Source organism: Paraburkholderia sp. DD10 (assembly GCF_049177125.1).
Taxonomy (GTDB): domain Bacteria; phylum Pseudomonadota; class Gammaproteobacteria; order Burkholderiales; family Burkholderiaceae; genus Paraburkholderia; species Paraburkholderia terricola.
In genome coordinates this window covers 1,279,698-1,303,678 of the sequence record NZ_CP185393.1, presented here as the reverse complement: position 1 = coordinate 1,303,678, position 23,981 = coordinate 1,279,698, and the positions used below count along the sequence as shown (strand labels likewise).

Annotated in this window: 19 protein-coding genes; 11 read left to right on the top strand and 8 right to left on the bottom strand. The window is 67.3% G+C overall.

The genetic code is table 11. The features are described 5' to 3' along the window. Position 1 precedes the first annotated feature (1 nt). Positions 2-517, top strand: coding sequence for a YfiR family protein (locus ACOCG7_RS21230; RefSeq protein WP_114162505.1), 516 nt, complete (start codon positions 2-4; stop codon positions 515-517). Beyond that, positions 514-2,397 carry a putative bifunctional diguanylate cyclase/phosphodiesterase gene (locus tag ACOCG7_RS21225; protein ID WP_073432505.1) on the top strand — a complete coding sequence of 628 codons (1,884 nt, stop codon included), beginning with the start codon at positions 514-516 and terminating at the stop codon, positions 2,395-2,397. The genes ACOCG7_RS21230 and ACOCG7_RS21225 overlap by 4 nt, the downstream gene beginning before the upstream one ends. A 73-nt stretch (positions 2,398-2,470) precedes the next feature. Here ACOCG7_RS21225 and ACOCG7_RS21220 read toward each other — a convergent pair whose 3' ends face one another. The 4 genes from ACOCG7_RS21220 to ACOCG7_RS21205 form a co-directional block, all read right to left on the bottom strand. Further along, positions 2,471-5,578: an Hsp70 family protein gene (locus tag ACOCG7_RS21220; RefSeq protein ID WP_244744086.1), complete on the bottom strand. Its 3,108-nt coding sequence runs from the start codon at positions 5,576-5,578 to the stop codon at positions 2,471-2,473. Beyond that, positions 5,575-7,467, bottom strand: a complete 1,893-nt coding sequence (locus ACOCG7_RS21215; RefSeq protein WP_244744087.1) for an Hsp70 family protein — start codon at positions 7,465-7,467, stop codon at positions 5,575-5,577. The genes ACOCG7_RS21220 and ACOCG7_RS21215 overlap by 4 nt, the downstream gene beginning before the upstream one ends. Continuing rightward, on the bottom strand, positions 7,464-8,051 hold the full coding sequence (locus ACOCG7_RS21210) for a DUF2760 domain-containing protein (protein ID WP_244744088.1): 588 nt from the start codon (positions 8,049-8,051) through the stop codon (positions 7,464-7,466). The genes ACOCG7_RS21215 and ACOCG7_RS21210 overlap by 4 nt, the downstream gene beginning before the upstream one ends. 370 nt (positions 8,052-8,421) lie before the next feature. Beyond that, complete coding sequence (locus ACOCG7_RS21205) at positions 8,422-9,318, bottom strand: LysR family transcriptional regulator (protein ID WP_244745001.1); 897 nt, start codon at positions 9,316-9,318, stop codon at positions 8,422-8,424. Between the two features lie 133 nt (positions 9,319-9,451). Here ACOCG7_RS21205 and ACOCG7_RS21200 point away from each other — a divergent pair, with 133 nt between their 5' ends. The 8 genes from ACOCG7_RS21200 to ACOCG7_RS21165 all read left to right on the top strand — a co-directional run bounded on the left by ACOCG7_RS21200 (position 9,452) and on the right by ACOCG7_RS21165 (position 16,821). Next, positions 9,452-10,111 (top strand): NADPH-dependent F420 reductase, encoded by a 660-nt coding sequence (locus ACOCG7_RS21200; RefSeq protein WP_244744089.1) that lies wholly within the window; start codon positions 9,452-9,454, stop codon positions 10,109-10,111. A gap of 260 nt (positions 10,112-10,371) precedes the next feature. After that, the gene (gene soxC / locus ACOCG7_RS21195) at positions 10,372-11,646 is read left to right on the top strand and encodes a sulfite dehydrogenase (protein WP_244745002.1); all 1,275 of its coding nucleotides are present in this window, start codon (positions 10,372-10,374) and stop codon (positions 11,644-11,646) included. Then, positions 11,639-12,250 (top strand): c-type cytochrome, encoded by a 612-nt coding sequence (locus tag ACOCG7_RS21190; protein WP_244744090.1) that lies wholly within the window; start codon positions 11,639-11,641, stop codon positions 12,248-12,250. Before soxC ends, ACOCG7_RS21190 begins: the two co-directional genes overlap by 8 nt. A gap of 226 nt (positions 12,251-12,476) precedes the next feature. Next, positions 12,477-13,391, top strand: coding sequence for a TauD/TfdA dioxygenase family protein (locus ACOCG7_RS21185; protein WP_244744092.1), 915 nt, complete (start codon positions 12,477-12,479; stop codon positions 13,389-13,391). A 49-nt stretch (positions 13,392-13,440) separates the two neighbouring features. After that, positions 13,441-14,511 carry an ABC transporter substrate-binding protein gene (locus tag ACOCG7_RS21180; protein WP_114162496.1) on the top strand — a complete coding sequence of 357 codons (1,071 nt, stop codon included), beginning with the start codon at positions 13,441-13,443 and terminating at the stop codon, positions 14,509-14,511. Positions 14,512-14,584: 73 nt separating this feature from the next. Further along, positions 14,585-15,415, top strand: coding sequence for an ABC transporter ATP-binding protein (locus tag ACOCG7_RS21175; RefSeq protein WP_244744094.1), 831 nt, complete (start codon positions 14,585-14,587; stop codon positions 15,413-15,415). Continuing rightward, the gene (locus ACOCG7_RS21170; protein ID WP_244744096.1) at positions 15,412-16,314 is read left to right on the top strand and encodes an ABC transporter permease; all 903 of its coding nucleotides are present in this window, start codon (positions 15,412-15,414) and stop codon (positions 16,312-16,314) included. The genes ACOCG7_RS21175 and ACOCG7_RS21170 overlap by 4 nt, the downstream gene beginning before the upstream one ends. Before the next feature lie 207 nt (positions 16,315-16,521). Further along, on the top strand, positions 16,522-16,821 hold the full coding sequence (locus ACOCG7_RS21165) for a hypothetical protein (RefSeq protein WP_244744098.1): 300 nt from the start codon (positions 16,522-16,524) through the stop codon (positions 16,819-16,821). A gap of 54 nt (positions 16,822-16,875) precedes the next feature. On the opposite strand, the gene ACOCG7_RS21160 is transcribed toward ACOCG7_RS21165, so the two are convergent. Then, positions 16,876-18,717, bottom strand: coding sequence for a thiamine pyrophosphate-requiring protein (locus ACOCG7_RS21160; protein ID WP_421379846.1), 1,842 nt, complete (start codon positions 18,715-18,717; stop codon positions 16,876-16,878). A gap of 257 nt (positions 18,718-18,974) precedes the next feature. On the opposite strand from ACOCG7_RS21160, the gene ACOCG7_RS21155 reads away from it, so the two are divergent. Next, on the top strand, positions 18,975-20,276 hold the full coding sequence (locus tag ACOCG7_RS21155) for a hypothetical protein (RefSeq protein ID WP_244744100.1): 1,302 nt from the start codon (positions 18,975-18,977) through the stop codon (positions 20,274-20,276). A 105-nt stretch (positions 20,277-20,381) separates the two neighbouring features. Here the strand turns inward: ACOCG7_RS21155 and ACOCG7_RS21150 are convergent, their stop codons facing one another. From ACOCG7_RS21150 to ACOCG7_RS21140, 3 genes are read right to left on the bottom strand one after another with little or no spacing between them, the layout of a single operon-like run. Further along, positions 20,382-21,143 (bottom strand): endonuclease/exonuclease/phosphatase family protein, encoded by a 762-nt coding sequence (locus ACOCG7_RS21150; protein ID WP_244744101.1) that lies wholly within the window; start codon positions 21,141-21,143, stop codon positions 20,382-20,384. Then, positions 21,140-23,404: a VTT domain-containing protein gene (locus tag ACOCG7_RS21145; protein ID WP_421379842.1), complete on the bottom strand. Its 2,265-nt coding sequence runs from the start codon at positions 23,402-23,404 to the stop codon at positions 21,140-21,142. Before ACOCG7_RS21145 ends, ACOCG7_RS21150 begins: the two co-directional genes overlap by 4 nt. A gap of 6 nt (positions 23,405-23,410) precedes the next feature. After that, on the bottom strand, positions 23,411-23,737 hold the full coding sequence (locus ACOCG7_RS21140) for a hypothetical protein (protein WP_154873893.1): 327 nt from the start codon (positions 23,735-23,737) through the stop codon (positions 23,411-23,413). Between the last annotated feature and the right edge of the window lie 244 nt (positions 23,738-23,981).

Below are 23,981 nucleotides of genomic sequence, written 5' to 3'. Positions count from 1 at the left end.
CATGGGACCGACCCGAAACGTATGTCTCGCGATGGCCGTGTTGCCGTGGTGGCTGCTCATGCCGCTGTGGTGCGTGGGCCAGGTGCAGGACGTCGCGCTGAAGGCCGCCTACATCTACAACTTCGCGCTCTTCACGACGTGGCCCGCGAGCGCCGCGCCCGCGGCCTCGTTCAATGTCTGCGCGACGCGCGGCAAGCCGTTGTGGAACAGCTTGCAGAAGCTCGACGGCAAGATCATCGACGGCCGGCCGTGGACGACGGTCGACAGCGCCGCGTCGCCCAGGCCGGGCAAATGCGATATCACGGTGCTGCCGGAAGGCGCGCCCGCGCCGCCATCCTGCGGCCAGGCGAGCGCGCTGCTCGTGAGCGACGGCGGCCTGCCCGGCAGAAGCAGTGCGGCCATCACGCTCGTCACCGAGGACGAACACGTGCGCTTCGACATCGATACGCAAGAGGCGGCCCATTGCGGCCTGAAATTCAGTTCGAAGCTGCTGCGCCTCGCAAGGAACGTTCAATGAAAAGCCAGATACGACCGGAACCTTCGCGGCTCTCCAAAACGTTCGAGACCGGCCAACTCATCGCGGCCATCGCGGCCTTCGTGATCGTCGGCTGCGTGATGCTGGCTTACGAGTTCGTCTCGCTGCGCCAGGCGCTCGTCAAGGATGTCGAGATCGAAGCGGCGATCGTCGCCGACAATATTTCGGCTTCCGTGATGTTCGAGGACCACGACGCGTCGATGGAAACCCTGCGCGCGTTTCGCCCCGACCCGTCGCTGCTCTCGGTCACCGTGTACGACCGTGCCGGCTTTCTCTATGCGCAGTATCTGACGCGTAACGCCGCGCCGCCTCCGGAGCCGTCCGCCGCGGCGTTTCAGTGGCTGTCGTCGACCATCACGGTGCATCAGGAGATCCGCTATCGCGGTCATCAGCTCGGCGTCGTGGAATTCGTCGCCAGCACGGCGGACGTGCGAACCGGCATTCTGCGCTTCGCCGGCTTGCTCGGAATCGCGTCGCTCGGCGCGATGCTGGTGGCGGCGCTCGTCATGCGGCGCGCGCGTGCGCGCATGGACAAGGCGGAGCGCGAGCTCGACTACCTCGCGCACACCGATCCCGTGACCGACCTCGCCAACCGGCGCGCCACCTACGAAACGCTCGAACGCGCGATGGAAGTGCACGCGCGCGCCGATCGCAGACTGGCGCTGCTGCTGATCGACCTCGACAACTTCAAGGGCGTCAACGACACGGCGGGGCATGGCGCCGGCGACCGGCTGCTGCGGCAGGTCGGCGCCACGCTGGTTTCCGTGGTCCGCAAACACGACGTCGTGGGCCGGATCGGCGGCGACGAATTCGCGGTGATCGCCGCGCCGGTGCGCGACAACGCCGAAGCGCTGGCGATCGCCGAGCGGATCACCGAAGCGCTGCGGCGGCCGTTTCACGTCGACGGCATCGACATGCTGGCCACCGCGAGCGTCGGCATCAGCATGTTTCCCGACGACGCCACCGCGTTGACCGAACTCGTCAGCAACGCCGATATCGCGCTCTACCAGGCGAAGGTATCGGGCAAGAACCGGCTGGCCGAGTTCAGGCCGGAGATGACCTTGCGCACGCAGCGGCGCGTGCGGCTCGAACGCGATCTGCGCAAGGCGATGGAGCGCGGCGAGCTCGACGTGTATTACCAGCCGCAATTCCGTTGCGATTCGGAGCGCATGGTGGGGGTGGAGGCGCTGCTGCGCTGGCCGCATCCCGAGAACGGCTTCATCGCGCCATCGGAATTCATTCCGGTGGCGGAGGAGTGCGGCTTGATCGGCGAACTGGGCCGCTGGGTGCTGCTGCGCGCGTGTTCCGATGCGGCTTCGTGGCTGCGCACGACGGGCGTCGCGTTGAACGTCGCGGTCAACGTGTCGGCGCGGCAGTTGCGCGACGGCGATTTCATCGACGCGGTCAGGCACGCGCTGCACGATACCGGACTGGCCGCGACGCAGCTCGAACTCGAACTGACCGAAAGCCTGCTGATGGAGGACATGGATTCCGCGATGGAATTCATGCACGCGGTGCGGCACCTGGGCGTGCGGCTCGCCATCGACGACTTCGGCACCGGCTATTCGTCGCTGTCGTATCTGCAGTCGTTTCCGATCAACCAGTTGAAGATCGACCGCAGCTTCATCCAGCTTTTGCCGGATGCCGGCACGACCATCGCCGGCGCGATCATCTCGCTTGCGCACGGCTTCAACCTGTGCGTCGTGGCCGAGGGCGTCGAGAACCGCGCGCAACTCGACTGGCTGCAACGGGCCGGCTGCGATCTGGTGCAGGGCTATCTGCTCGCGCGCCCGATCCGCGCGCAGGACATCAGCGCGATGCTGACGAGAAAGCGGGCTCAGGAGGACGCGGTGACGAGCTAGGGGCCGAGCGATGTTGATGAGCCGCCAGGTGAGCGGGGCGTTTGGCTGAGCGGCCCGGCGTGGCGCGTAACGCTCAACCGGCGATCAGCTTCAAGCCCGCCGGCAGCGACTCGCCGAATACGCGGCCTTCGTCGGCGTTATCGAGTTCCACGGTCTCGCTCACCATCGTGATCCACGCGCGCGGCGCATTGGCCGCTTCGAGCCGGCGTACCACCGCATCGCGCGCGGCGTCGGGCAAGTCGCGCGAACGGTCGCCGGTCATGCGGGCGATCTGCACGGCGGCGAACGCGGCGGGATCGACCTTCTTCCAGTCGAGCGCGAGTATCGCGTCGAGCCAGCGCCCGGCGACCTCCGGCGGCACCACGCCATGCGCGCTGCCATAGAACGGCCGCCGTGCGCCGATACGGCCCACCGCCCACCATCCTTGATGATTTTCGGCGGGTTTCTTCAGCCGCGTCAGCACCGATTCGCCGAGTTCGATCTTGCGTTCGACGGGAATGCGTTCGAGCGACGCGCTCAGCCGGAGCATGTCGGGAAAGCCGGTTCTGGATACGTCGAACGGCAGCTTGTGGCGCGATTGCGCGGCCGTTTGCAGATACGCCATCGCGTCGAGCACGCGCAGTTGCGCGCTTTCGTCGAGGCCGCCCGCGGCGCGGCGCCACAGCGTCCACCATTCCGACCACACCTGGCTCTCGTTGACGTACTGAATGCCGTCGTCGAACAGCGACCACAGTTGTTCGACGCGCCATGCGTCGAGCGGATAGCCGAAGCCAGGCCGCACGCAATAGCCAGCGAGATTCAGCCATAGCCGTTCGTGATCCGCCGAGCGCCGCCGACGCCGCGCGCGTTCCCACAGCGCGCCGAACAGTTCGCGCAGCAGCGCGCTGTCCCAGCTCTCGCGCGGGCCGAGCAGTTGTTCGAGCTGCGCGCGCAGCCGCCTGATTTCCTTCGGGCCGACGTTTTGCGAACGCGAGCCGAAGCTGCGGTCGATATGGTCGATCGCTTCATCGAGCGAGGGATGCCGGGTCTCGCTCGCATCGCCGGCCAGATTCACCTGCGCGTCCTCGCGGCGCAACTGGAATTCGAGCAGCCAGCGCTGCGCGGGATGGTCGAGTTCGATGCAGTGGACTTCGAGCGTGCCGACTTCGGTGAGCGAGGTCGCGATGCGCACCGCGGTTTCGCGCGCGGTGCGGGTGCCGGTGCTGGTGCTGGTGCTATCGCGGGCTTGATCGCGCGGCTGCACGATCGTCGCGATGGGCGGCAGGCGAATGAAATCGCCGTCCGCCAGATCGATCAGTTGGCCGGCTTGATACACCGTGTCCGCGCTCGACGAAACCAGGTGAAAACGCACCGGATGCCCGAGACGCAGCGCGAAGGTGCGCTGCTCGATCAGGATTTCGTGGCCTTCCTCGGTGCCGCGCGGCAGCAGGCAGATGCCGCGTGGCGAAGCGTCGGCGTCGCGCTTGCCGTCGCCCGTTTCGTCGAGCACGAGGAAGTAGCTGCGCGGCGAACCGCCGCCGATCTTCGGCGCGCCGCCCGCGCGGGCCAGCGCATAGGCGACCGCGCCGCGCGCCACGGCGACGTCCGGGTTGTGGTTGTGCAGCACGTTGAGCGGCTCGCCGCGCCACGTGCCTAGTGTGTCGGCGAGGCGTCGCGTCAGCGCCTCGGCGCGGAATACGCCGCCGTTCAGCAACAGCGTGTCGGGCACCGGCAAGGACGCGTCCGGATCGGTGGAAGCGGCGCGACCTAACGCCTTGCGCGACTGCGCCGCGAAGCGGCTCAGGAATGCCGCGATATGACGCGTGACGGCGGCATCGGTGGCGTAAGGCAGACCGAACTCGACGATCGCGCCGCGCGGCCTGCCTGGCCGTTCGCTCGACGCCACCGCCGGGAAAAAGCCGTCGACGATGATCTGCTCGACTTCGTCACGCATAAGCTGCGCGGTGCGCGCGCCGCCGATCAGTTTCGAGCCCGCGCCGAGCAGCGTGATGGAGGTCGAATCGGGCGCTTGCGGGCCGAGCAGTTGTTCCTTCGCGGCGCGGCAACGCTCGACCAGTTGGGAGAGGCTGGCTGCCGACAGGCGCTTGCGTTCGCTGTTGGCGCTGGCGCTGCTGCCGCTGCTCTCGATCGCGTTGCTGCCGCCGCTGCCGCCGGCATTGCCGCGATTTTCGCCATCGCCGTTGCCGGCATTGCCGCGATTCACGCCATCGCCACTGCGATCGCCGGCATTGCCGCGGTTGCTGCCGCCGCCATCGCCACGACTTCCACCGTCGCCGCCAGAGAGCCGCATCTCGACGCGATGCGCGAGCGCCAGATCCATGTTGTCGCCGCCGAGCATCAGATGATTGCCCACGCCGATGCGCGTGAGTTCGGGCTCGGCGTTCTCAGGCAGGTTCACTTCGATCAGCGTCAGATCGGTGGTGCCGCCGCCCACGTCGCAAATCAGCACGAGCCGCGTGTCGGCGAGTTCGGCCGCAAGCCGCTCGCGGTGATGAAACAGCCAGTCGTAGAACGCGGCTTGCGGTTCCTCCAGCAGCCGCAAGCCTGGCAGACCCGCCATGCGCGCCGCTTCCACGGTGAGCGCCCGCGCGCCTTCGTCGAAGGAAGCCGGCACCGTGAGCACCACGTCCTGATGTTCGAGCGGCGCCTGCGCAAAGCGCTGGTTCCAGGCCGCGCGCACGTGCGCGAGATAGCTCGCGCTGGCCTCGACCGGCGAGACCTTGAGGACGTCGTCGGCGGCGCCCCACGGCAGGATGGGCGCGACGCGGTCCACCGACGCATGCGACAGCCAACTCTTGGCGCTCGCCACCAGCCGCCCCGGCACCTGGCCGCCGAGCGTGCGCGCGAGCCGGCCGATCACGACCGGCGATTGCGCCGCCTTACCGTCGCCGCGGTCCGCGCCGTGCCCGCCGCTCGCCGCGCGCTTTGCCGTCGCTGTCGCCGTCGCCGTCACCGTCGCCGTCCAGGGCAATTGCAAATCGCCCGCGTCCAGTTCGCCCGCCGCCGCGTGATAGCGCACCGAGGGCAGAAGCGGCCGCGCGGCCACTTCACCCGGACTCACCAGTTGCTCGATCTCGAACACGCGAATCGGCTCCGACGCGTTGCCCGCCTCCGCGTAGGCGAGCACCGTGTTGCTGGTGCCGAGATCGATGCCGACCTTGTACCGCTTCATCTCAGTCATGCATTGGCGTTGCCGCGCACGTCGAATTCGACTTTCCAGCGCTCGTCGGTGCCGCGCGGCATCGCTTCCAGTTCGAGCGTGCCCGCCTCGGTGACGCGCGCATGCAGCTTCACCGGCACGACTTCACCGGCGGTGCGGCCCGCGGCCGGCAGCGTCGCCTGAATCTCTTCGAGTTCCTGCAATTCCTCCGGGCCCCAGAAATCGAGCAGCGTGCCCACCTGATCCTGACGACGCACCGACGAACCGAAGAAGCGGAAGTGCACCGGCTCGCCGACCACGAGGCCGAATTCCTGCGCGGGCAACTCGGCCTCGGTGCCTTCCTCCATGCCGAAGGGCGCCACGCACAGCGCCTGCACAGGCGGTTCGAGTCCCGGCACGGCGGGCATCGCCGATTCGATCGCGATGTAATACGCGCGCGCCGTGCCGCCGCGAATCCGCACGCCCCGGCCGCGCCGCACATAGCCGTAGTAGGCCGCGCCGCGCGCGACGGCGAGGTCGAGGTCGGCGCCTTCCAGAAGCCGCGCGGGCGCCGCGCCTTCGGCCGCGAGCCAGTTGTTGAGCGTGCCCATGATCCGCTCGACCAGCAGCGGCGACTTGAACACGCCGCCGTTGAACAGCACGGCGGTGGGATGCAGGAAGCTCGCGTCTTGCGCGCCCGGGTTCGTGGTTACGCTTGCGTTCGGATTGGCGGCGGCGTCGCGCAGTCCTTCGAGTTCCGCCAGCGCGCCCACCTGACGGCCGAGGAACGCCGCCAGATGCCGCGTGATGCCCGCGTCCTGCGCATACGGCAGGCCGAGTTGCGTGAGACCGGCGCGCGCGCGGCTCACCGGCCGCGCCGCGCTGTCCACCTGCGGGAAAAAGCCTTCGAGGATGGTTTGCGTCAACTCGGCGCGCGTGAGTTCGGTGCGGATCGATCCGCCGATCAGCTTCGAGCCGCGGCTCGGCACGACGAGCGGCACCGTGTCGGTCGCCGGATCGCTGAGCAGCGTTTCCTTGGCCGAGCGGCATGCATAGGTGAGGGCGCGCAGTTGCCACGCGTCGGCCTGGGTGCCTTGCGCCGCGAGCTTGCGCGCGACGCCATGCGCGAGCGCGAGGTCCATGTTGTCGCCGCCCAGCAGAATGTGCTCGCCGACCGCCACGCGATGCAGTTCGAGATTGCCCTCGCGCTCGATCACCGCGATCAGCGAGAGGTCGGTGGTGCCGCCGCCCACATCCACCACGAGGATGATGTCGCCCACCTCGACCTGCTTGCGCCACTGGCCGCCGCTCTTCTGGATCCAGCTATAGAGCGCGGCTTGCGGTTCTTCCAGCAGCGTCATGCGGCCGTAGCCGGCGGCCTCGGCGGCTTCGGCGGTGAGTTCGCGCGCGGCCGGATCGAACGACGCGGGAATCGTCACCGTGATGTCCTGCTGCGCGAAGGGCGCCTCGGGATGCGCGTGGTCCCAGGCTTCGCGCAAGTGCGTCAGATAGCGCACCGAGCTTTCGAGCGGCGAGACGCGCGCGACTTCGGGCGGCGCGTCGTTGGGCAGAATCGCCGCGCGCCGGTCGACGCCCGGATGGCACAGCCAGCTTTTGGCGCTCGACACGAGCCGGATCGGCGTGGCCGCGCCGCGGCCGCGGGCGAACTCGCCGACCGCGAACTCGCGCTCTCCGGTCCACGGCAGGTGGAGGTCGCCCGAGTTCAGTTCGTCGGGATGCGGCAGATAGAGGAACGAGGGCAGCAGGTCGAGATTGTCGATCGCGCCGGGTCCGGTGAGCTGCGCGATCGGCAGCACGCCCTCGCTGGTTTGCTCGCCGTCGCTGGCGGCGGTGTCCACATACGACAGCGCGCAGTGCGTGGTGCCCAGGTCGATGCCGATCGCGTAGCGTGATTCGCGTGCGTCGCTCATAGCTCCACCTCGGCCGGGGCGATCACCTTCGCGTTGTGGCTGTCCGTGAGCTTCGGCAGACGCACTTCGTCGACCCGCCAGCCCCGGTGGCTGATGCTGCCGCTAAACGGCGCGCGGCCCACCACATTGCCGGTCAGGCGGATCGCGCTCGCGTCGAAACCTTCGGCCAGCGTGACGCGGCTGCCTTCGGCTTCGTCGCGGATCGGACGGATCGTGAAGTGCTCGCGCAGCGTCGCGCGGCAGCCTTCGTGCACGAGGCGCGCGGCCACGCCGATGTCGGCGTCGCTGTAATGCTTGATGTCTTCCTCGACGAAATCGATGAAGCGCGCGTCGCGTTGCAGCAGGCCGAGCAATTGCAGCGCGGCGTCGGGGCTGGCTTCTTTCAGCGTGGGTGCCGGTTGCGGCGCGGGCGTGGGAGCGGGCGTGGGCGTGGACGCAGCGGCGGCGGGCGGTGTGCTCGCGGCCGCCTCTCCGTTACGCAGACGCAGCACGCCGGCGGCGAATTCGCCGTCGCCGAGAATGCGGAAGAACGTGCTGACGGCAAGTGAAATCCTGCCGAGGAAGGATGGGTTCGAATCGGTCATCAATGCTCCTGAGTGGCTCTGTTCGAGGACGAGCTGTCCTGGCTGCGGCGCACGCCACGGGCCTGAAATACAGACGGGCAGTCGTCATGCGCGTTGGCGAAGGTCGGCGGCACGGCGGCCGCCGAGGTGTGGGTTTGAAGTTGCTTCATCCAGAATCGCGGCGCGCTTCGCGCGCGCGAAACCCGTATTTTGCCTTGTGACGCGCCGAACGCGGGCAAAGCCCGCGAATCGAGCCTTCAATGCGCAGGGATTGGCGGGGCGGAAGGGCCGGTTTTCAGACCGCGTCGGTTGGGTGTTTTCACGCTTTTCACCGGCTTTGCCTCGTTTTTGCCCGCTTCAACGTTCACCGCTCACCGCTCCCACACGTGATTCACACGCCGTGCGGCCCGAACTCCGCGACCACCTGATCGATGAACGTGCGCAGTTTCGGCGTGGCGCGGCTCGCCGGAAAGACCAGATGCATGGGCCGCGCCGGGGCTTCGTAGCCGTCGAGCAGCCGCATCAGCCGGCCTGCCGCCAGCTCGTCGCGCACCGCCACTTCGGGCGCGAGCATCACGCCGCCGTCGTTGAGCGCCGCGGCGAGCAGCGCCTTCACGTCGTTGGCCTGAAAGCGGCCCGAGACCGGCACCGCGTGTTCACCGCGCGTATCCGCGAAACGCCATTCGCTCGCCACCGGCAAGCTCGTGAAGATGAAGCCCATGCAGTCGTGTCCGGTCAGCGCTTGCGGGGTGTCAGGCGTGCCGTGCCGCGCCAGATAGCCCGGCGACGCGCATACCACCAAACGGTACGGCATCAAGGGCCGCGCGATCAGCGACGAATCCGCGAGCGGCCCCAGCCGAATCGCCGCCTCATACCCTTCGTCGATCAGATCGACGAAGCGGTCGGTGAGCGTCAGTTCCACCCGCACCTCGGGATGAGCCTGGAGGTAGCGCGCGATCATCGGCGCGAGACAGCAGGCGCCGAACGTAACCGGCGCGGTGATGCGCAAGCGCCCGCGCGGCGACGCCGACAGTTCCTGCGCGACGGCTTCGGCCGCTTCGGCATCCGCGAGCAGCGCCTTGCAGCGCTCGTAGAAAATCCGGCCGATCTCGGTGAGGCTCTGGCGCCGCGTGGTGCGGTTGATGAGACGCGCGCCGACGCGTTCCTCCAGCGTGCTCACATGCTTGCCGGCCATCTGCGACGAGATGCCGAACGCAAGCGCCGCCGCCGCGAACGAGCCGCTATCGGCCGTTTTGACGAACACGGCCATGCTGGTCAAACGGTCCATCATTCCCTACCCATGTTTTCGACAGTCGTCGAATTATGCCGATTTATCCCGTTGAAGTTTTGAATCATAGTGTGTCTTACCGCTGAGCGTGCGCTCGACGGCGCAATCCCAAACCTGCAACGGAGTGTGAAACATGAAGATAGGCTTTCTCGGCGCGGGCTTCATGAGCCGCGCGCTGGCGACCCTCGCCCGGCAAAACGGCCACGAGGTCATGCTCAGCAATTCCCGCGATCCGCGGACCTTGATCAGCACGGCGGCGGCGACCGGCTGCGCGCTCGGCACCGCGCAAGAGGCGGCGACATTCGGCGAGGCGGTGGTGGCGGCGGTGCCGTTCAGCAGCATTCATGCGCTGCCGGCGGCGGCGCTCGACGGCAAGATCGTGATCGACACCTGCAACTACTATCCGCAGCGCGACGGCCAGATCGAAGCGCTCGACACGCGCGCCACCACCACCAGTCAGTTGCTCGCCGCCGCATTGCCGGGCGCGAAAGTGGTGAAGGCCTTCAGCGCGATCCTGGCGAAAGACCTGGAAACGCACGGCAAGCCGGCCGGCACGCCGAAGCGCCGCGCGCTGCCGCTCGCCGCCGACGACGGGCCGGCCAAGCGCGTGGTGAGCGCGCTAGTCGATCAGCTCGGCTTCGATCCCGTCGACGCCGGCGCGCTCGCGGACAGTTGGCGCTTCGAGCGCGCGAAGCCGGTGTACTGCATCGCGCTGGACCGCGCGGGGCTGCTCGAAGGGCTGGCGGCGGCGCAGCGGGAGGTGGAGTTGCCGCATGGGTCGTGGCGGCATTGATCGAAGCACCGGTTGCCACGCGCTGCGGCGAATGTACCGGGTTATACGCCCGCCACGACCGTGACCGAGCCGGTGTCGCGCTTCAGCGATTACCCATGACGTGAAGTGTTTTTCGCGCGCCGGCGCGCGCACGGCCAGCCCCGCTTTCAGCCCGCCTCACTTCAATAGCTTTACTCCAATCGATATGAAAATTCATCGTTTGGCCCGCGCTTCGCGCATCGCTACGATAGCCCGCTTGCCCACCACGCGCCGCCGCCATGATGAACTCGCGCAAGCCCCAGCCGGATCCGCCGCCGTCGCGCGGCCGTCGTCGCCTGCTCGGCGGTCTCGCGGCCGGCGGTCTCGCCGCTTCGCAGGCGACGGCGGCCGCTGAACTGCTGCGGCCGCTCGACGTCGCGCCGTGGAGCCGCACGCCCGGCGCGCCGACACTCGACCATCCGTATGGCGTGCCGTCGCCGCGCGAGGCGAACGTCGTGCGGCGCAGCGCGCGCGCATGGCCGCTGCCGGGCGCGGCGTCGTCGATGACGCCGCTCGCCGACCTGCACGGCACGCTCACGCCCAACGGACTCGTCTACGAGCGGCATCACGGCGGGGTGCCCGACATCGATCCCGAGCAGCATCGGCTGGCGCTTCATGGCCTCGTGCGCGCACCGAAGCTGTTCACGATGGACGACCTGCTGCGCCTGCCGTCCGAATCGCGGATTCACTTTCTCGAATGTTCGGGCAATACCGGCAGCGAGTGGAATGGGCCGAGCGGTTTGCCCGTGCAACTCACGCATGGCTTGCTGTCGTGCTGCGAATGGACCGGCGTGCGTTTGTCGACCTTGCTCGAAGAAGCGGGCGGCCTCTCGAACCCGCTCAAGCCCGAAAGCGGCTGGCTCCTGGCGGAAGGCGCGGACGCCGCCGCGATGACACGCAGTTTGCCGCTCGAACGGATACTCGATAGCGCATTGGTGGTGTACGCGCAAAACGGCGAGCGCTTGCGTCCGGAAAACGGTTATCCGTTGCGCCTGATCGTTCCCGGCTTCGAGGGCAATACGAATGTGAAGTGGCTGCGCCGGCTGAAGGTGGTCGACGCGCCGTTGCAAACGCGCGAGGAAACGTCGAAGTACACGAGCCTGCTCGCGAACGGCAGCGCGCGTCAGTTCGCGTTCGAGATGGATGCGAAGTCGGTCATCACGCGGCCTTCGCCGGGACATCGGCTCAGCACGCACGGCTATTACCCGATCACGGGGCTCGCGTGGTCCGGGCGCGGCACGATCCGCAAGGTCGAGGTCTCCACCGACGGCGGCGCGACCTGGCAGTTAGCGCGCCTGGACGGCCCCGTGGCCGATCGCGCGCTCACGCGCTTTCAGGCCGACTGGCGCTGGAACGGCGGCCCCGCCGCGCTGCTTTCGCGCGCCACCGATTCGACCGGCTACGCGCAACCGACGCGCGCCGAACTCGTCGCCGCGCGCGGCCTGAATTCGCAGTACCACTACAACGCGATCCAGCAATGGCGCGTCGGCGAAAACGGCGAGGTGCGCAATGCGTGAGAAGCGGTTCGGCGCGAGCGGTGCGTCGCGGGTGCGAACGGGGTTGCGAATCAGGGCGCGCGTTCGGCTCGCCGCATCGCTAGCGTTTTTGGCGCTTGCGTCCTGTGCGTCGATCTCGCCTGACGCGCGCAATTCAACCCCGACCCACGACATCGGCACGCCGCTCACCGACTCGCAGCTCGCCGCGTGGAACATCGACGTCGCGCCGGATGGCCGCGGCTTGCCGGCCGGCAGCGGCGACGTCGCGACGGGCGCACGGGTCTTCGCCGCCCAATGCGCGGCATGCCACGGCGCGCGAGGCGAGGGCGGTCTCGGCGACCCGCTGGTGGGCGGCCACGGCACGCTCGCGAGCGCGAAGCCGAAGCGCACGGTCGGCAGCTACTGGCCCTACGCGACCACGCTGTTCGACTATATCCGCCGCGCGATGCCGTATAACGCGCCCGAATCGCTGTCCGCCGACGAGGTGTATGCGGTGAGCGCGTTCCTGCTGAATCAGAACGGCATCGTGCCGGCGAACACGCGGCTCGATGCGGCGTCGCTGCCGCGCGTGGTCATGCCCAATCGCGACGGCTTCGTGCCCGATCCGCGGCCTGGTCGGCTGTGACGCGTGACGGCGGACCCACGGACCCACGGACCCGCGCATTGGGGCCGTTGCCGCGGAGGCATCGAACGTGCTATCGCGGTCCGCCACGCGTTAAAGCAACGGGTTTATCACTTCAGCAGATAACCGTATCGGATTTCCTTCGTTGTGCCCGGGCCTTCGCGCCAGTAAATTCTTCTGACTACGCCTTCGACGGCGTCCTCCGAACAGATTCGACGAAGAGTTTCCTGTGACGACTGCCTTTGCACCCGACCTCGACGCGGCCAGCGCCGCCAACCCGCTCCATCCCTCCCGGCGCATCGAGATTCGCGCCTTCGACGGCCCGCTCGGCGCTGAAGTACTCGGCCTCGACCTCGACGAGCCGCTGAGCGACGACGACTTCGCCCGCCTCCATCGCGCGCATCTCGATCATCACGTGCTGGTGTTTCGCGATCAGCGCATCACGCCGGATCAGCAGATCGCCTTCAGCCGGCGCTTCGGTCCGCTGCAGATTCATGTGCTGCATCAATTCCAGTTGCCGGGCTATCCCGAGGTGCTGGTGGTGTCGAACATCGTCGAGAACGGCAAGCCGATCGGTCTCGGCGACGCCGGTCATTACTGGCATTCCGATCTGTCGTACAAGGACAAGCCGAGCCTCGGTTCGCTGCTGCACGCGCAGGAGTTGCCCGCGGAAGGCGGCGACACGCTGTTCGCCAACATGCACCTCGCGTGGGACACGTTGCCCGCGCATTTGCGCCGCGCGGTGGAAGGGCGCTTCGCCGAACACACGTATCTCGCGAAGTACGCGGAACTGCAAAAACGCAGCCCGTGGCGGCCCAATCTCTCCGCCGAGCAGATCGCGCAGGTCAAGCCGGTGGTGCAGCCGATCGTGCGCACGCATCCCGAGACCGGACGCCGCGCGCTCTTCGTCAGCGAGCATTTCACGACTCGCATCATCGGTTTGCCCGAGGACGAGAGCGCGGCATTGCTCGAAGCGATCTTCGCGCATAGCGTGCGCCCCGAGCATCTGTACCGGCATCGCTGGTCCGCGCACGACATGGTGTTCTGGGACAACCGCTCGCTGATGCATCTCGCGGCCGGCACGCCCGACCATCTGCGCCGCAAGCTTTATCGCACGACGATCGAAGGCGACGTGCCGTTCTGACGGCAACGCCGCCCGCCTTGACCTCAATCACACGCTGACCGGAGTTCCGATGCTTGCCAGGTTTCGCCCGACCGCCGCGCGGTCGTTTTTTGCCCGACGCTTCACCACGGCCGCCGCGACCGCCACGACACTGCTGGGCTTGTCGATCGCCAGCGCGGGATTGACCACGGCCATGCCCGCCCACGCCGAAGGACAGATCCGCGTCGCCGAACAGTTCGGCATCGTCTATCTGCTGCTGAACGTGGCGCGCGATCAGCAATTCGTCGAGAAGGAAGGCCGCAAGCAGGGGCTCGACATCAAGGTCGACTGGGTGAAGCTCTCGGGCGGCGCGGCCATCAACGACGCGCTGCTGTCCGGCGCGGTGGACGTCGCCGGCGCGGGCGTCGGCCCCTTGCTGACCATCTGGGACCGCACGCGCGGCAAGCAGAACGTGAAGGGCGTCGCCTCGCTCGGCAATCTGCCGTACTACCTCGTGAGCAACAATCCCGACGTGAAGACGATCGCCGACTTCACGGAGAAGGACCGCATCGCCTTGCCGGCCGTGAACGTGTCGGTGCAATCGCGCGTGTTGCAGTATGCCGCCGCGAAACGTTGGGGCGACAAGGCGTACAACCGCCTCGACAAATTCACCCAGGCGTTGCCGCATCCCGACGCGGCCGCGGCGATCATTGCGGGCGGCACGGAAATCACCGGGCATTTCGGCAATCCGCCGTTTCAGGAGCAGGAACTCGCGGGCAATCCGAAAGCGCACATCGTGTTGAATTCCTACGACGTGCTGGGCGGCCCCAGTTCGGCCACGGTTCTCTACGCCACCGAGAAATTCCGCGACAACAATCCCAAGACGTACCGAGCGTTCGTCGACGCGCTCGCCGACGCCGCGCGCTTCGTCGCGGCGAATCCCGAGGCCGCCGCCGACATCTACATCCGCACGAATCAGTCGAAGATCGACCGCGATCTGCTGCTGAAGGTAATCAAGAATCCGCAGGTGCAATTCAAGGTCGCGCCGCAGAACACGCTCGGGCTCGCGCAATTCATGTATCGCGTCGGCGTGATCAAAAACGAGCCGAAGTCGTGGAAGGATTATTTCTTCGACGACCCGGCGACCGCGGCGGGTAGCTGAGCATGATGCATCTGATTTTTCATCTCGCTGAATATGCATCGGCCCGCGTGGCCGGCTTCGAAGGAGCGCTCTGATGGTGGCCAATCCCACGCTTCTATTTCCGGAACGCAGCGGACAAACCCGCGGCGCGACCAGCGAGCGCTTGCTCGCGGTCGAAAACGTCAACCTCGAATACCGCACTCGCGAGCGCATCGTTCGCGCGACCCATGACGTGAGTTTCGACGTCTACGGCGGCGACCGCTTCGTGCTGCTCGGACCGTCGGGCTGCGGCAAGTCGACCTTGCTCAAGGCGGTGGCGGGCTTCATCGAACCGACCTCGGGCCGCATTTCGCTCGACGGTCAAACCGTGCGCGGGCCCGGCGCCGATCGCATCGTCGTGTTCCAGGAATTCGATCAGTTGCCGCCGTGGAAAACGGTGCTGCAAAACGTTGCCTTTCCACTGCGTGTCGCGAAGAAGCTCTCGCGTGCCGAAGTCAACGAACGCGCGCTGCACTATCTGGAAAAGGTGGGGCTGGCTTCGTTCGCTCATGCGTATCCGCATACCTTGTCGGGCGGCATGAAGCAGCGGGTCGCGATTGCGCGCGCGCTCGCGATGCAGCCGCGCGTGCTGCTGATGGACGAACCGTTCGCCGCGCTCGACGCGCTCACGCGCCGCAAGATGCAGGAGGAACTGCTGCGCCTGTGGGACGAGGTGAACTTCACGCTGCTGTTCGTCACGCATTCGATCGAGGAAGCGCTGGTGGTCGGCAACCGCATTCTGCTGCTGTCGCCGCATCCGGGCCGCGTGCGCGCCGAACTCAACAGCCACCAGTATTCGCAGGACAGTTTCGGGCGCGGCGATTTTCAGCGTAGCGTCGCGCGCATTCATCACCTGCTGTTCGAAGAGACGGAGGCCGCGCAATGAGTTCTCCCGCCACCTCGTTGCCGCCCATTTTGCCGCCCGCTTTGCCCCCCATTCGCGACGAGTACGAACGTCCGCTCGAACCGCTCGGCGAGCTTGTTTTCGAAGCGCCGTTGCCGTTCGGCAAGCGCCTTCTCGCGCAAGCCTGGCTGCGCAAGACGCTGATCGCGCTGGTGCTGATCGCCATCTGGGAAATCGCCGCGCGCGCGGTCGACAACGATCTGCTGCTGCCGACCTTCGGCGCGACCTTCAGCGCGTTCGTGCAAGGTGTGTGGTCCGGCGAACTGCTGCGCAAGACCGCGGTGTCGATGTCGGTGTTGCTGCGCGGTTATCTGCTCGGCGCCGCGCTCGCCTTCGTGCTGACGTCGCTGGCGGTGTCGACGCGCGTGGGCCGCGATTTTCTGTCGATGCTCACGGCGATGTTCAACCCCTTGCCCTCGATCGCGCTGCTGCCGCTCGCGTTGCTGTGGTTCGGCCTCGGCACCGGCAGCCTGCTGTTCGTGCTGGTGCATGCGGTGCTGTGGCCGCTCGCGCTCAACACGTACTCCGGTTTTCAATCGGTGCCGGCGACGCTGCGCATGACGGGGCGCAACTATGGCTTGACCGGCATGCGCCACGTCCTGCTGATTCTGGTGCCCGCCGCGTTGCCGTCGATTCTCGCGGGACTGCGGGTCGGTTGGGCGTTCGCGTGGCGCACGCTGATCGCGGCCGAACTGGTATTCGGAGCGAGTTCGGGCAGCGGCGGCCTGGGCTGGTACATCTTCCAGAATCGCAACGAGCTTTACACGGACCGCGTTTTCGCGGGGCTCGCGGCGGTGATCGTGATCGGCCTGCTGATCGAGCATCTGGTGTTCGACACGCTGGAGCGCGTGACCGTGCGCAAATGGGGCGTTCAGCACTAGCGGGCACGATTGCTGCGCGCTTGGCCAGATCGGCCGGATTGGCCGGGTTGGCGTGCAAGGCGGCTCGAATGTCGAATATTCCAGGGCTATGCCAGGGTTATGTATGACGTGAAGGGGTTTCGATTCCGCCGCGGTGGACTAAGCTTGTAATCGGGCGCTTCTGTTGGATTGGACCCGCCGCAACGGCAACCCCATTTCTCGACGGCCATGATCACGACGCAACGCATTACGGTGTCCGCCGCGCTCGGCGCCTTGCACGTCATCGCAATCTGGAAGTGCCTGCGCGCGTGCGAAACGCCGGCGTGCGGTTCGAGCATGCACGTCAAGCTCCAGGACCGCACGGAGTCGATCACGCTGTATTTCGACGACGTGCCGATGGAACAACTGCACCGACTCGTCATCATGCTGAACAATCTGCCCGGCGCGATGACCGCGAGTCTCGCGCCGGCAACGGCGCCGGGGCCGGGCGAGTCCCTGTCTCACGTCGGTTCACGTCAGCATACGTGAGCCGACGTGAGCATGCATTAGCGTCATCGACTTCAAGCGGTAAGGCAACCCGCATCACTTGTCGCGATGCCCCGGCAGCACCGCGCCGAGCACCTGCCTGGCGGTCTCGACAATCACGTTGCCTTGCTCCGGGTCGCCCTTCATCAGCGTCGTGGCGAATGCCTTGGCCTGGGCGAGCGTGACATGCGGCGGCAACGGCGCAATGTTGGGATCGGCCTTCACCTCGATGACGACCGGTCGGTCCGCCGCGAGCGCCTCGTCCCAGGCCGCGCCCATCTGTTCGGCGTCGTCGACGTAAATGCCTTTCAGGCCGATCAGTTCCGCGAACCGGTGATACGGCACGGAAGGAATGTTCTGCGACGCCTCGAACTTCGGGTCGCCATTCATCACGCGCTGCTCCCACGTCACCTGGTTCAGATCCTCGTTGTTCAGCACCATGCAGATCCAGCGCGGATCGGCCCAGTCTTGCCAGTACTTCGAGACGGTGATCAGTTCGGCCATGTTGTTCATCTGCATCGCGCCGTCGCCCACCAGCGCGATCACGGGCCGCTCGGGAAACGCGAACTTGCCGGCGATCGCATACGGCACGGCCGCGCCCATCGACGCGAGCCCGCCCGAGAGCGAGCACATCATGCCGCGCCGGACCTTCAGGTCGCGCGCATACCAGTTCGCGCAGGAACCGGAATCGCTCGTCACGATCGAGTCGGCGGGAATGCGCTTCGACAGCTCCCACACGGTGCGCTGCGGATTCACCGCGTTGTTGCCGGCTTCGTGCGCGCGCCGCTCGAGCGTTCGCCACCAGTCCTCGGTCCAGCCCTCGATGGTCCTGCGCCACGCCCGGTCCTGCTTGTGTTCGAGCAGCGGCAGCAGCGCGCGCAAGGTCTCCACGCTATCGCCCACCAGATTCACTTCCATCGGATAACGCAGGCTCAGCATGTCCGCCTTGATGTCGATCTGCACGCCGCGGGCGGCGCCTTCCTTCGGCAGAAACTCCGAATAGGGGAAGCCGGAGCCGATCATCAGCAGCGTGTCGCATTCCGTCATCAGGTCGTAGCTCGGCTTGGTGCCGAGCAGGCCGATCGCGCCGGTGACCCACGGCAAATCGTCCGGTAGCGCGGCCTTGCCGAGCAACGCCTTGGCGACGCCCGCGCCGAGTTTTTCGGCGACGGCGATGACTTCGTCGGTCGCATGCAGCGCGCCCGCGCCGACGAGAATCGCCACTTTCTTGCCGGCGTTGAGCACGTCGGCCGCCTGCTGCAGATCGTCGGGATAGGGCACGAGCCGCGGCGCGCGAAAGCCCACGCCCGAATGCAGCGTGCCGTGCTTGCGGCCCGGCGCTTCATACGGCAGGTCCTGCAGATCGTTGGGCAGCACGATCGCGGTGACCTTGCGTTCGGCGAGCGCGGTGCGCACCGCGCGATCGACCAGATGGCGCACCTGCGCGGGGACGCTGGCCTGTTCGACGAAAGCGCCCGCGACGTCCTTGAACATCGAGACGAGGTCCAGTTCCTGCTGATAGTGGCCGCCGAGCGCGGCGCGCGCCTGCTGTCCGGCTATCGCGAGCACGGGCATGTGGTCCATTCTGGCGTCGTAGAGACCGGTGATCAAATGCGACGCGCCGGGGCCGGAGGTCGCGATGCAGACCCCGAGTTCGCCGGTGAATTTGGCGTGCGCGGCCGCCATGAACGCGGCCATTTCCTCGTGGCGGACCTGGATGAATTGGATGCCCTGATCCGAATCACCGGTCCTGTTGTTCCTGTCGTGCTTCTGTTTCGATTGAAACCGGTTGAGCGCGCCGAACATGCCGTTGATACCGTCGCCCGGATAGCCGTAAATCCGGCGCACGCCCCAGGCGTGCAGTCGCTCGACGATGAAGTCGCTGACGGTTTGAGCCATGAATGTCTCTCCTTGGCGAATACGCGAATGAGCATCTCTGCGGACGCAAATCCCGTTCCCATGCGGTGCGCCTATGCGGTGCTCACATGCAGTACTCACATGTAGCGGCGGCATGCGGGATACGGTTTGCCGGGCGCGTCCGTCGATGGCGCCCGCGCTTCTTCATTTCGCCTGGAGACGCGCTGGTTCGGCGCAACGCACCGGTCCGGCCGTGGCGCGTATGCAGAATGGGAAAACCTTTTGAGGGAGTCGCTACCATGGCCATCCAGATTCGTCGCAACGCACCGCCCGATGCCGTGCAGGGGCGCTCCGATTCACCGGATGCGAGCCGCGGGACCAGCGGCGCGCGTGGCCGGTCGAAGCGTCTTTCGGCGAGTGGCGCGGTGCTGCAAAGTCTGAAGCAGATGACCGGCTGGTCGCGCTCTTCATCGGTCAAGCCGCAACGGGCACCGTTCGCCAGCCTGCCGCCGGCTTCCTCGACCGTGCAGGAAGATCTCGTCGGCGATACCGTCAAGTGGATCAACCGTAGCGCCGCCGCCCGGCCGCAAGGCACGCCGAAGTTGACGCGCGAGCAAGCCCTGGCAGCAGGCAAGGCCGTGCCGAGGCGCGCGCCGCCGCCGCCTCCGCGAGCCGGCAACGCGGCGTCTTCCATCCACCTCGACGATGACGACGATCTGATGGAACTGCACACGGCAAGCGGCAAGGTCATCACCGCGCCGCGCCCGGAACGGGCCGGCAACGCGGCGTCTCGCATCCACCTCGAGTTGACGCGCGAGCAAGCCCTGGCAGCAGGCAAGCCCGTGCCGACACGCGCACCGCCGCCGCCTCCGCGAGCCGGCAACGCGGCATCTCCCATCCACCTCGAGTTGACGCGCGAGCAAGCCCTGGCAGCAGGCAAGGCCGTGCCGATGCGCGCACCGCCGCCGCCTCCGCGAGCCGGCAACGCGGCGTCTCCCATCCACCTCGACGATGACGACGATCTGATGGAACTGGATACGGCAAGCGGCAAGGTCGCCCCCGCGCCGCGGTCCGCCGTGACGCAAACGCCACCGGGCAGCACTTCAAGCGCCGCGCACCGTCAATCAGGTCATGGACCGCTCGGACCGCGGCGCGCCCGCAGCAGTTGGAAACCGGACCTCGCCACGATTCACGAGGAAAAACATAGCAGCGGCCCGCTCAGTTCCCTCGGGGCGCATTACGACGGCATCATGCGGCAGCTTCGGAGCGCGAACACGCAGGCGCAAAACGCATTGACGCAACCTAGAATCCCGCTTTTCGCAAGCACGAAAAAGAAACGGGCCATCCTCGAAGGCAAGCGCGGCGAGTTGCAGCAACATGCCGCCGCGCTCGGCCGTTTACTGAACGAAAGCGGCTCAGCCGCCGTCGACGAAAAAACAGTTCGCCAGCTCGGCCGTGAAGCTCATCCGGAGATACCGGTCAGCCAGCTTCGCGCCGTGGATCGGGACATCGCGGAAACGTTGCGGCAACGGCGTCACGTTCAGAAGACGCTGGAAACGGTTCACAAATGGATCGCCGAAATCGATAAAACGCTCGCGTGAGACGGTTCGTCCGCTGAAATCGCACGCGCGGAACGGCTTTCGCTATCTCCGCCGGAGGTTCGTTCACTCGCGCCGCGCGGCGGCGGCCCGGCGAGCCTATGAACCTCAGCGCAGCACGCGCGCGATGACAGGCAGATGATCCGACGCGACCCGCGCCAGATCGCTGCGAAACACCTGCACGTCGACCAGACGCTGCACCGGATGCACCCACACGCGATCCAGCGCGAAGGCGGGAAAGCGCGACGGAAACGTGCGCGGCGCGGCGGCCGGCCGGAAGTGCGCCAGCAGCGCGCGCAACGGGCGGCCCCAGACGAACCATTCGTTCAGATCGCCGAGCAGGATGACCGGCAGTTCGGGCGTGTCGAACGTATCGAGCAGCAGATCGACCTGGGCGCGGCGTTCGCGCGACGACAGGCCCAGATGGGTCGCGACCACGCGCAGCACGCCGCCGCCGGTTTCCACGTCGACGTCCAGCGCGCCGCGCGCCTCGCGGCTGCCGAACGAAAGGTCGAGCGTGCGCACCGCGCGCACCGGCAGATTGGTCAGCACCGCGTTGCCGTAGCGCCGTTGCGGCGTGTCGAGCGTCGGCCCCGGCACGCCATGCAAGCCGGTGATGTCGCTCAGCACGGGCAGCACGTCGAGGCTGCCCGTGCCGCCGAGCGGCACTTCCTGCAACGCGACGATGTCCGCGTTCAGGGCGGCGATCACTTCGCCGATGCGTTCGGCCGAGCGCCGCCCGTCCGTGCCCACGGCGGCATGAATGTTGTAGGTGGCGATGCGCAACACGTCGCTCGCATGTTGGTGCGCCGGCGCGGACCGCGCTTGCGGGCGCTCCAGGGCGATCGCGTCCGCTTCGCGCCGGCTCATCGCCGCCCCGCCAGAATGCGCCGCAGCAGCAGCGACAGGCCGACCAGCGCGACGCCGATCGCGGCCACCACCATCAGCGAGAACGGCGTCGGGTGACGCACCGCCGACACCAGTTGATGCGCGAACGACGTGGCCAGCACGACGCCCGGCGCCATGCCGATCGCCGTGCCGGCGAAGAAGTCGCGAAAGCGGATGCGCGACGCGCCGGCCGCCAGATTCACGATCGAAAACGGCGCGGCCGGCACGAGCCGCAACACGATCACCGCGAGCAATCCCTTTTGATGCAGGCGTTCGCTCAACCGGTTCAGTTTCGGTCCAGCGAGTTCGCGCACCGCGTCGCGTCCGAGCCACGCGCCGACGGCCCAGCCCGCGGCGGCGGCGATCAGCGTGCCCGCCATCGCGTAGGCCGCGCCCGTGAGCGCGCCGAACACGAAGCCGGTCACGGCGATCAGCAGCGTCACGGGCACCGACAACAGCGCCGCCAACGCATAGCCCGCCACGACCGCCGCCGGTCCGAGACGGGTGGCCGCGAGTTGCTCCACACCGTGCGTGAGCGACGTGAAGCTCAGCGGATGGCCGGCCGGCGTGAAGCGCCAGATGATCGTCAGCGCGACCACCGCGAGCGCGAGCGCGCCCAGCACGAGCAGCCTGGCGGTGAGCGACCGGTGGGTCGGCTCGGGCAGGAACTGGCGGATCAGTTCGTCCGGCGCGATCGGCGCTTCGGCATCCAGAACGTGGACCTTGTCCGCGAAATCGCGAAACTCCTCGGCGACCTCGGGGGTGAGCGGGACGAGCGTGCGCGCGCCGTGCTTCAGGCTCGCGATCGCGGGGTTCAGCCGGCCGTGCCGTTCGAGCGCCTGCGCGACCTCGGCTTCGCTCGTGTCGAGATGTTCGGCGAGCAACGCGTTGCGGATGCGCGCGATCGTCGCCTGCGCCTGGGCGTTGCCGCGCGCGTCGATCGCCACGCAGCACTCGGTGTCGAGCACCATCGAGCGGTTGTTCAGGTTCGCCGTGCCGATCAGCAGCACGCGCTCGTCGACGATCATCACCTTGCTATGCACGTTGACGAAGACGCCGCGCCCGGCGTCGATCGCCGGGGCGTACATCGCATAGCGGCCGTTCGGATCGGCGTCCTGGATGAGCCGGTGCAGGCGCGCCCGCAGCACGCCCATGGTCGCCTCCTGGAGCCAGCCGCTCTGCTTGAACGGACAGACCACCGCGACGTCGGGGCCGGGCGTGCGGCCGATCCGCTCGCACAGCGCGGTGCCGATCGCCCCGGCGGTGAAATACTGGTTCTCGATGTAGATGTTGCGGCGCGCCGCGGCCACCGCCGCGACGTGCAGCGCCCGCACCTGATGCACGGCCTCGCGTCCCTCGTAGGCGGGCTCCGTGAGGGCGATGCCGAGATCGATGTCGACGAAGTCGGGCGTCACGCTGGAAGGCCACAGGTGCGGGTTCACGGGCCAGGGCTGGAACGGCCGCGGCGCCGTGCGGGAGCGGCGCGAACGCTGCCAGCGCTCGTGCACGAGCCGCGCCATCGCGCCCGCGGCGGGTCCGTCGAACATCATCTGCACGTCGTGGATCGGTTGATAGCGGGTCTTGCCGGGATTGCGCCGCGCGGGGTCGTCGGGCGCGTGCGCGGGCGTGTCCCAGCGCGCGCTCGTGAGATCGATGCCGCCCGTGAACGCGAGGCAGTCGTCGATGACGACGATCTTCTGATGATGCGATGCGCCCAGCGGATGGCGGCCGTCGAGCCTGAACGACAGCCGCCGGTGCGTGTGCCAGCTCGGCTGATACGAGGGCAGCCATTCGCGCTCGAACGCGTAGAGCATCGCGAAGTCCCAGCCGAGCACGTGGATGCGCAAGTGCGGATTGGCGTCGACCGCCGCGCACAGGAAGTCGGCGAGACCGTCGGGCAGTCCGTCGCCCGCGCCGCCGGGCACCAGTTCGATGCGGCTGTCGATGTCCCAGCCCACGATGAAGATCGAATGGCGCGCACGCGGAATCACCTCGCGCAACACGGCGTAATAGCGCGCCGCGTCGATGAGCACGGCCGCGCGCCGCGCGCGAACCAGCCACTCGCAGGTCTCGCGAGGCCGCAGCAGTTCATCGTTGGCGTCGTTGGCGTCGGCGGGCGCGGACTCGTGCGCTTCATCGTGCGCATCGTATTGCGTCGCACGTTGCAGCGCCTTCCGCGTGTCGGGCACGTGGGGCGCGGACGTATCGAAGGAATCCGACGCGGACAGCTCGGGTTTGCCCATCGGAGTTCACGCCTCCTCGTGCGGCCAATCGCTCGCGGCGATCATCGCCAGTTCCGCGCTCTCGGCGGTCAGCTTCAGATCGAAGCCGACATGCGACGCCTCCTGAACCTGCAAGGCCACGTATTTATAGGCGTCGACCGGATGAGGGTTCGGCGCGGCGTGGCCCGGCCAACGCACGTTCAGCCGGAACCGCAAGCCGGCCTCGGTACTCGCGGGTTCGCATCGCGACACGATGCAGCCGGATCTCAGGTCGAGCACCGCGTCCTCATGCAAAAGCGCCTCGAACTGCGGCAATCCCGCGAGAAACGCAATGATCGGATGTCGACTGGACATGGACGCACCTCCTGTGAGTTTCGTGAACCAGGTCTTGCTATCGAACGGCGTTCCCCACGACTTCCGGCGATTGTATTTGTGGATGCACGGCTTGAACTTTTAACAGACGTATGCGCCGTGGAGCGCGTCGAGCGGGCTTTTCGGGCGTATGCCTTAAGTGGCTCGCAATGATCGTGCACGGTCCGCGCGGTCGAGTTTTGCGGGTCGATTCGAGGGCGATTCGCGGGCGATTCGATCGGCATGA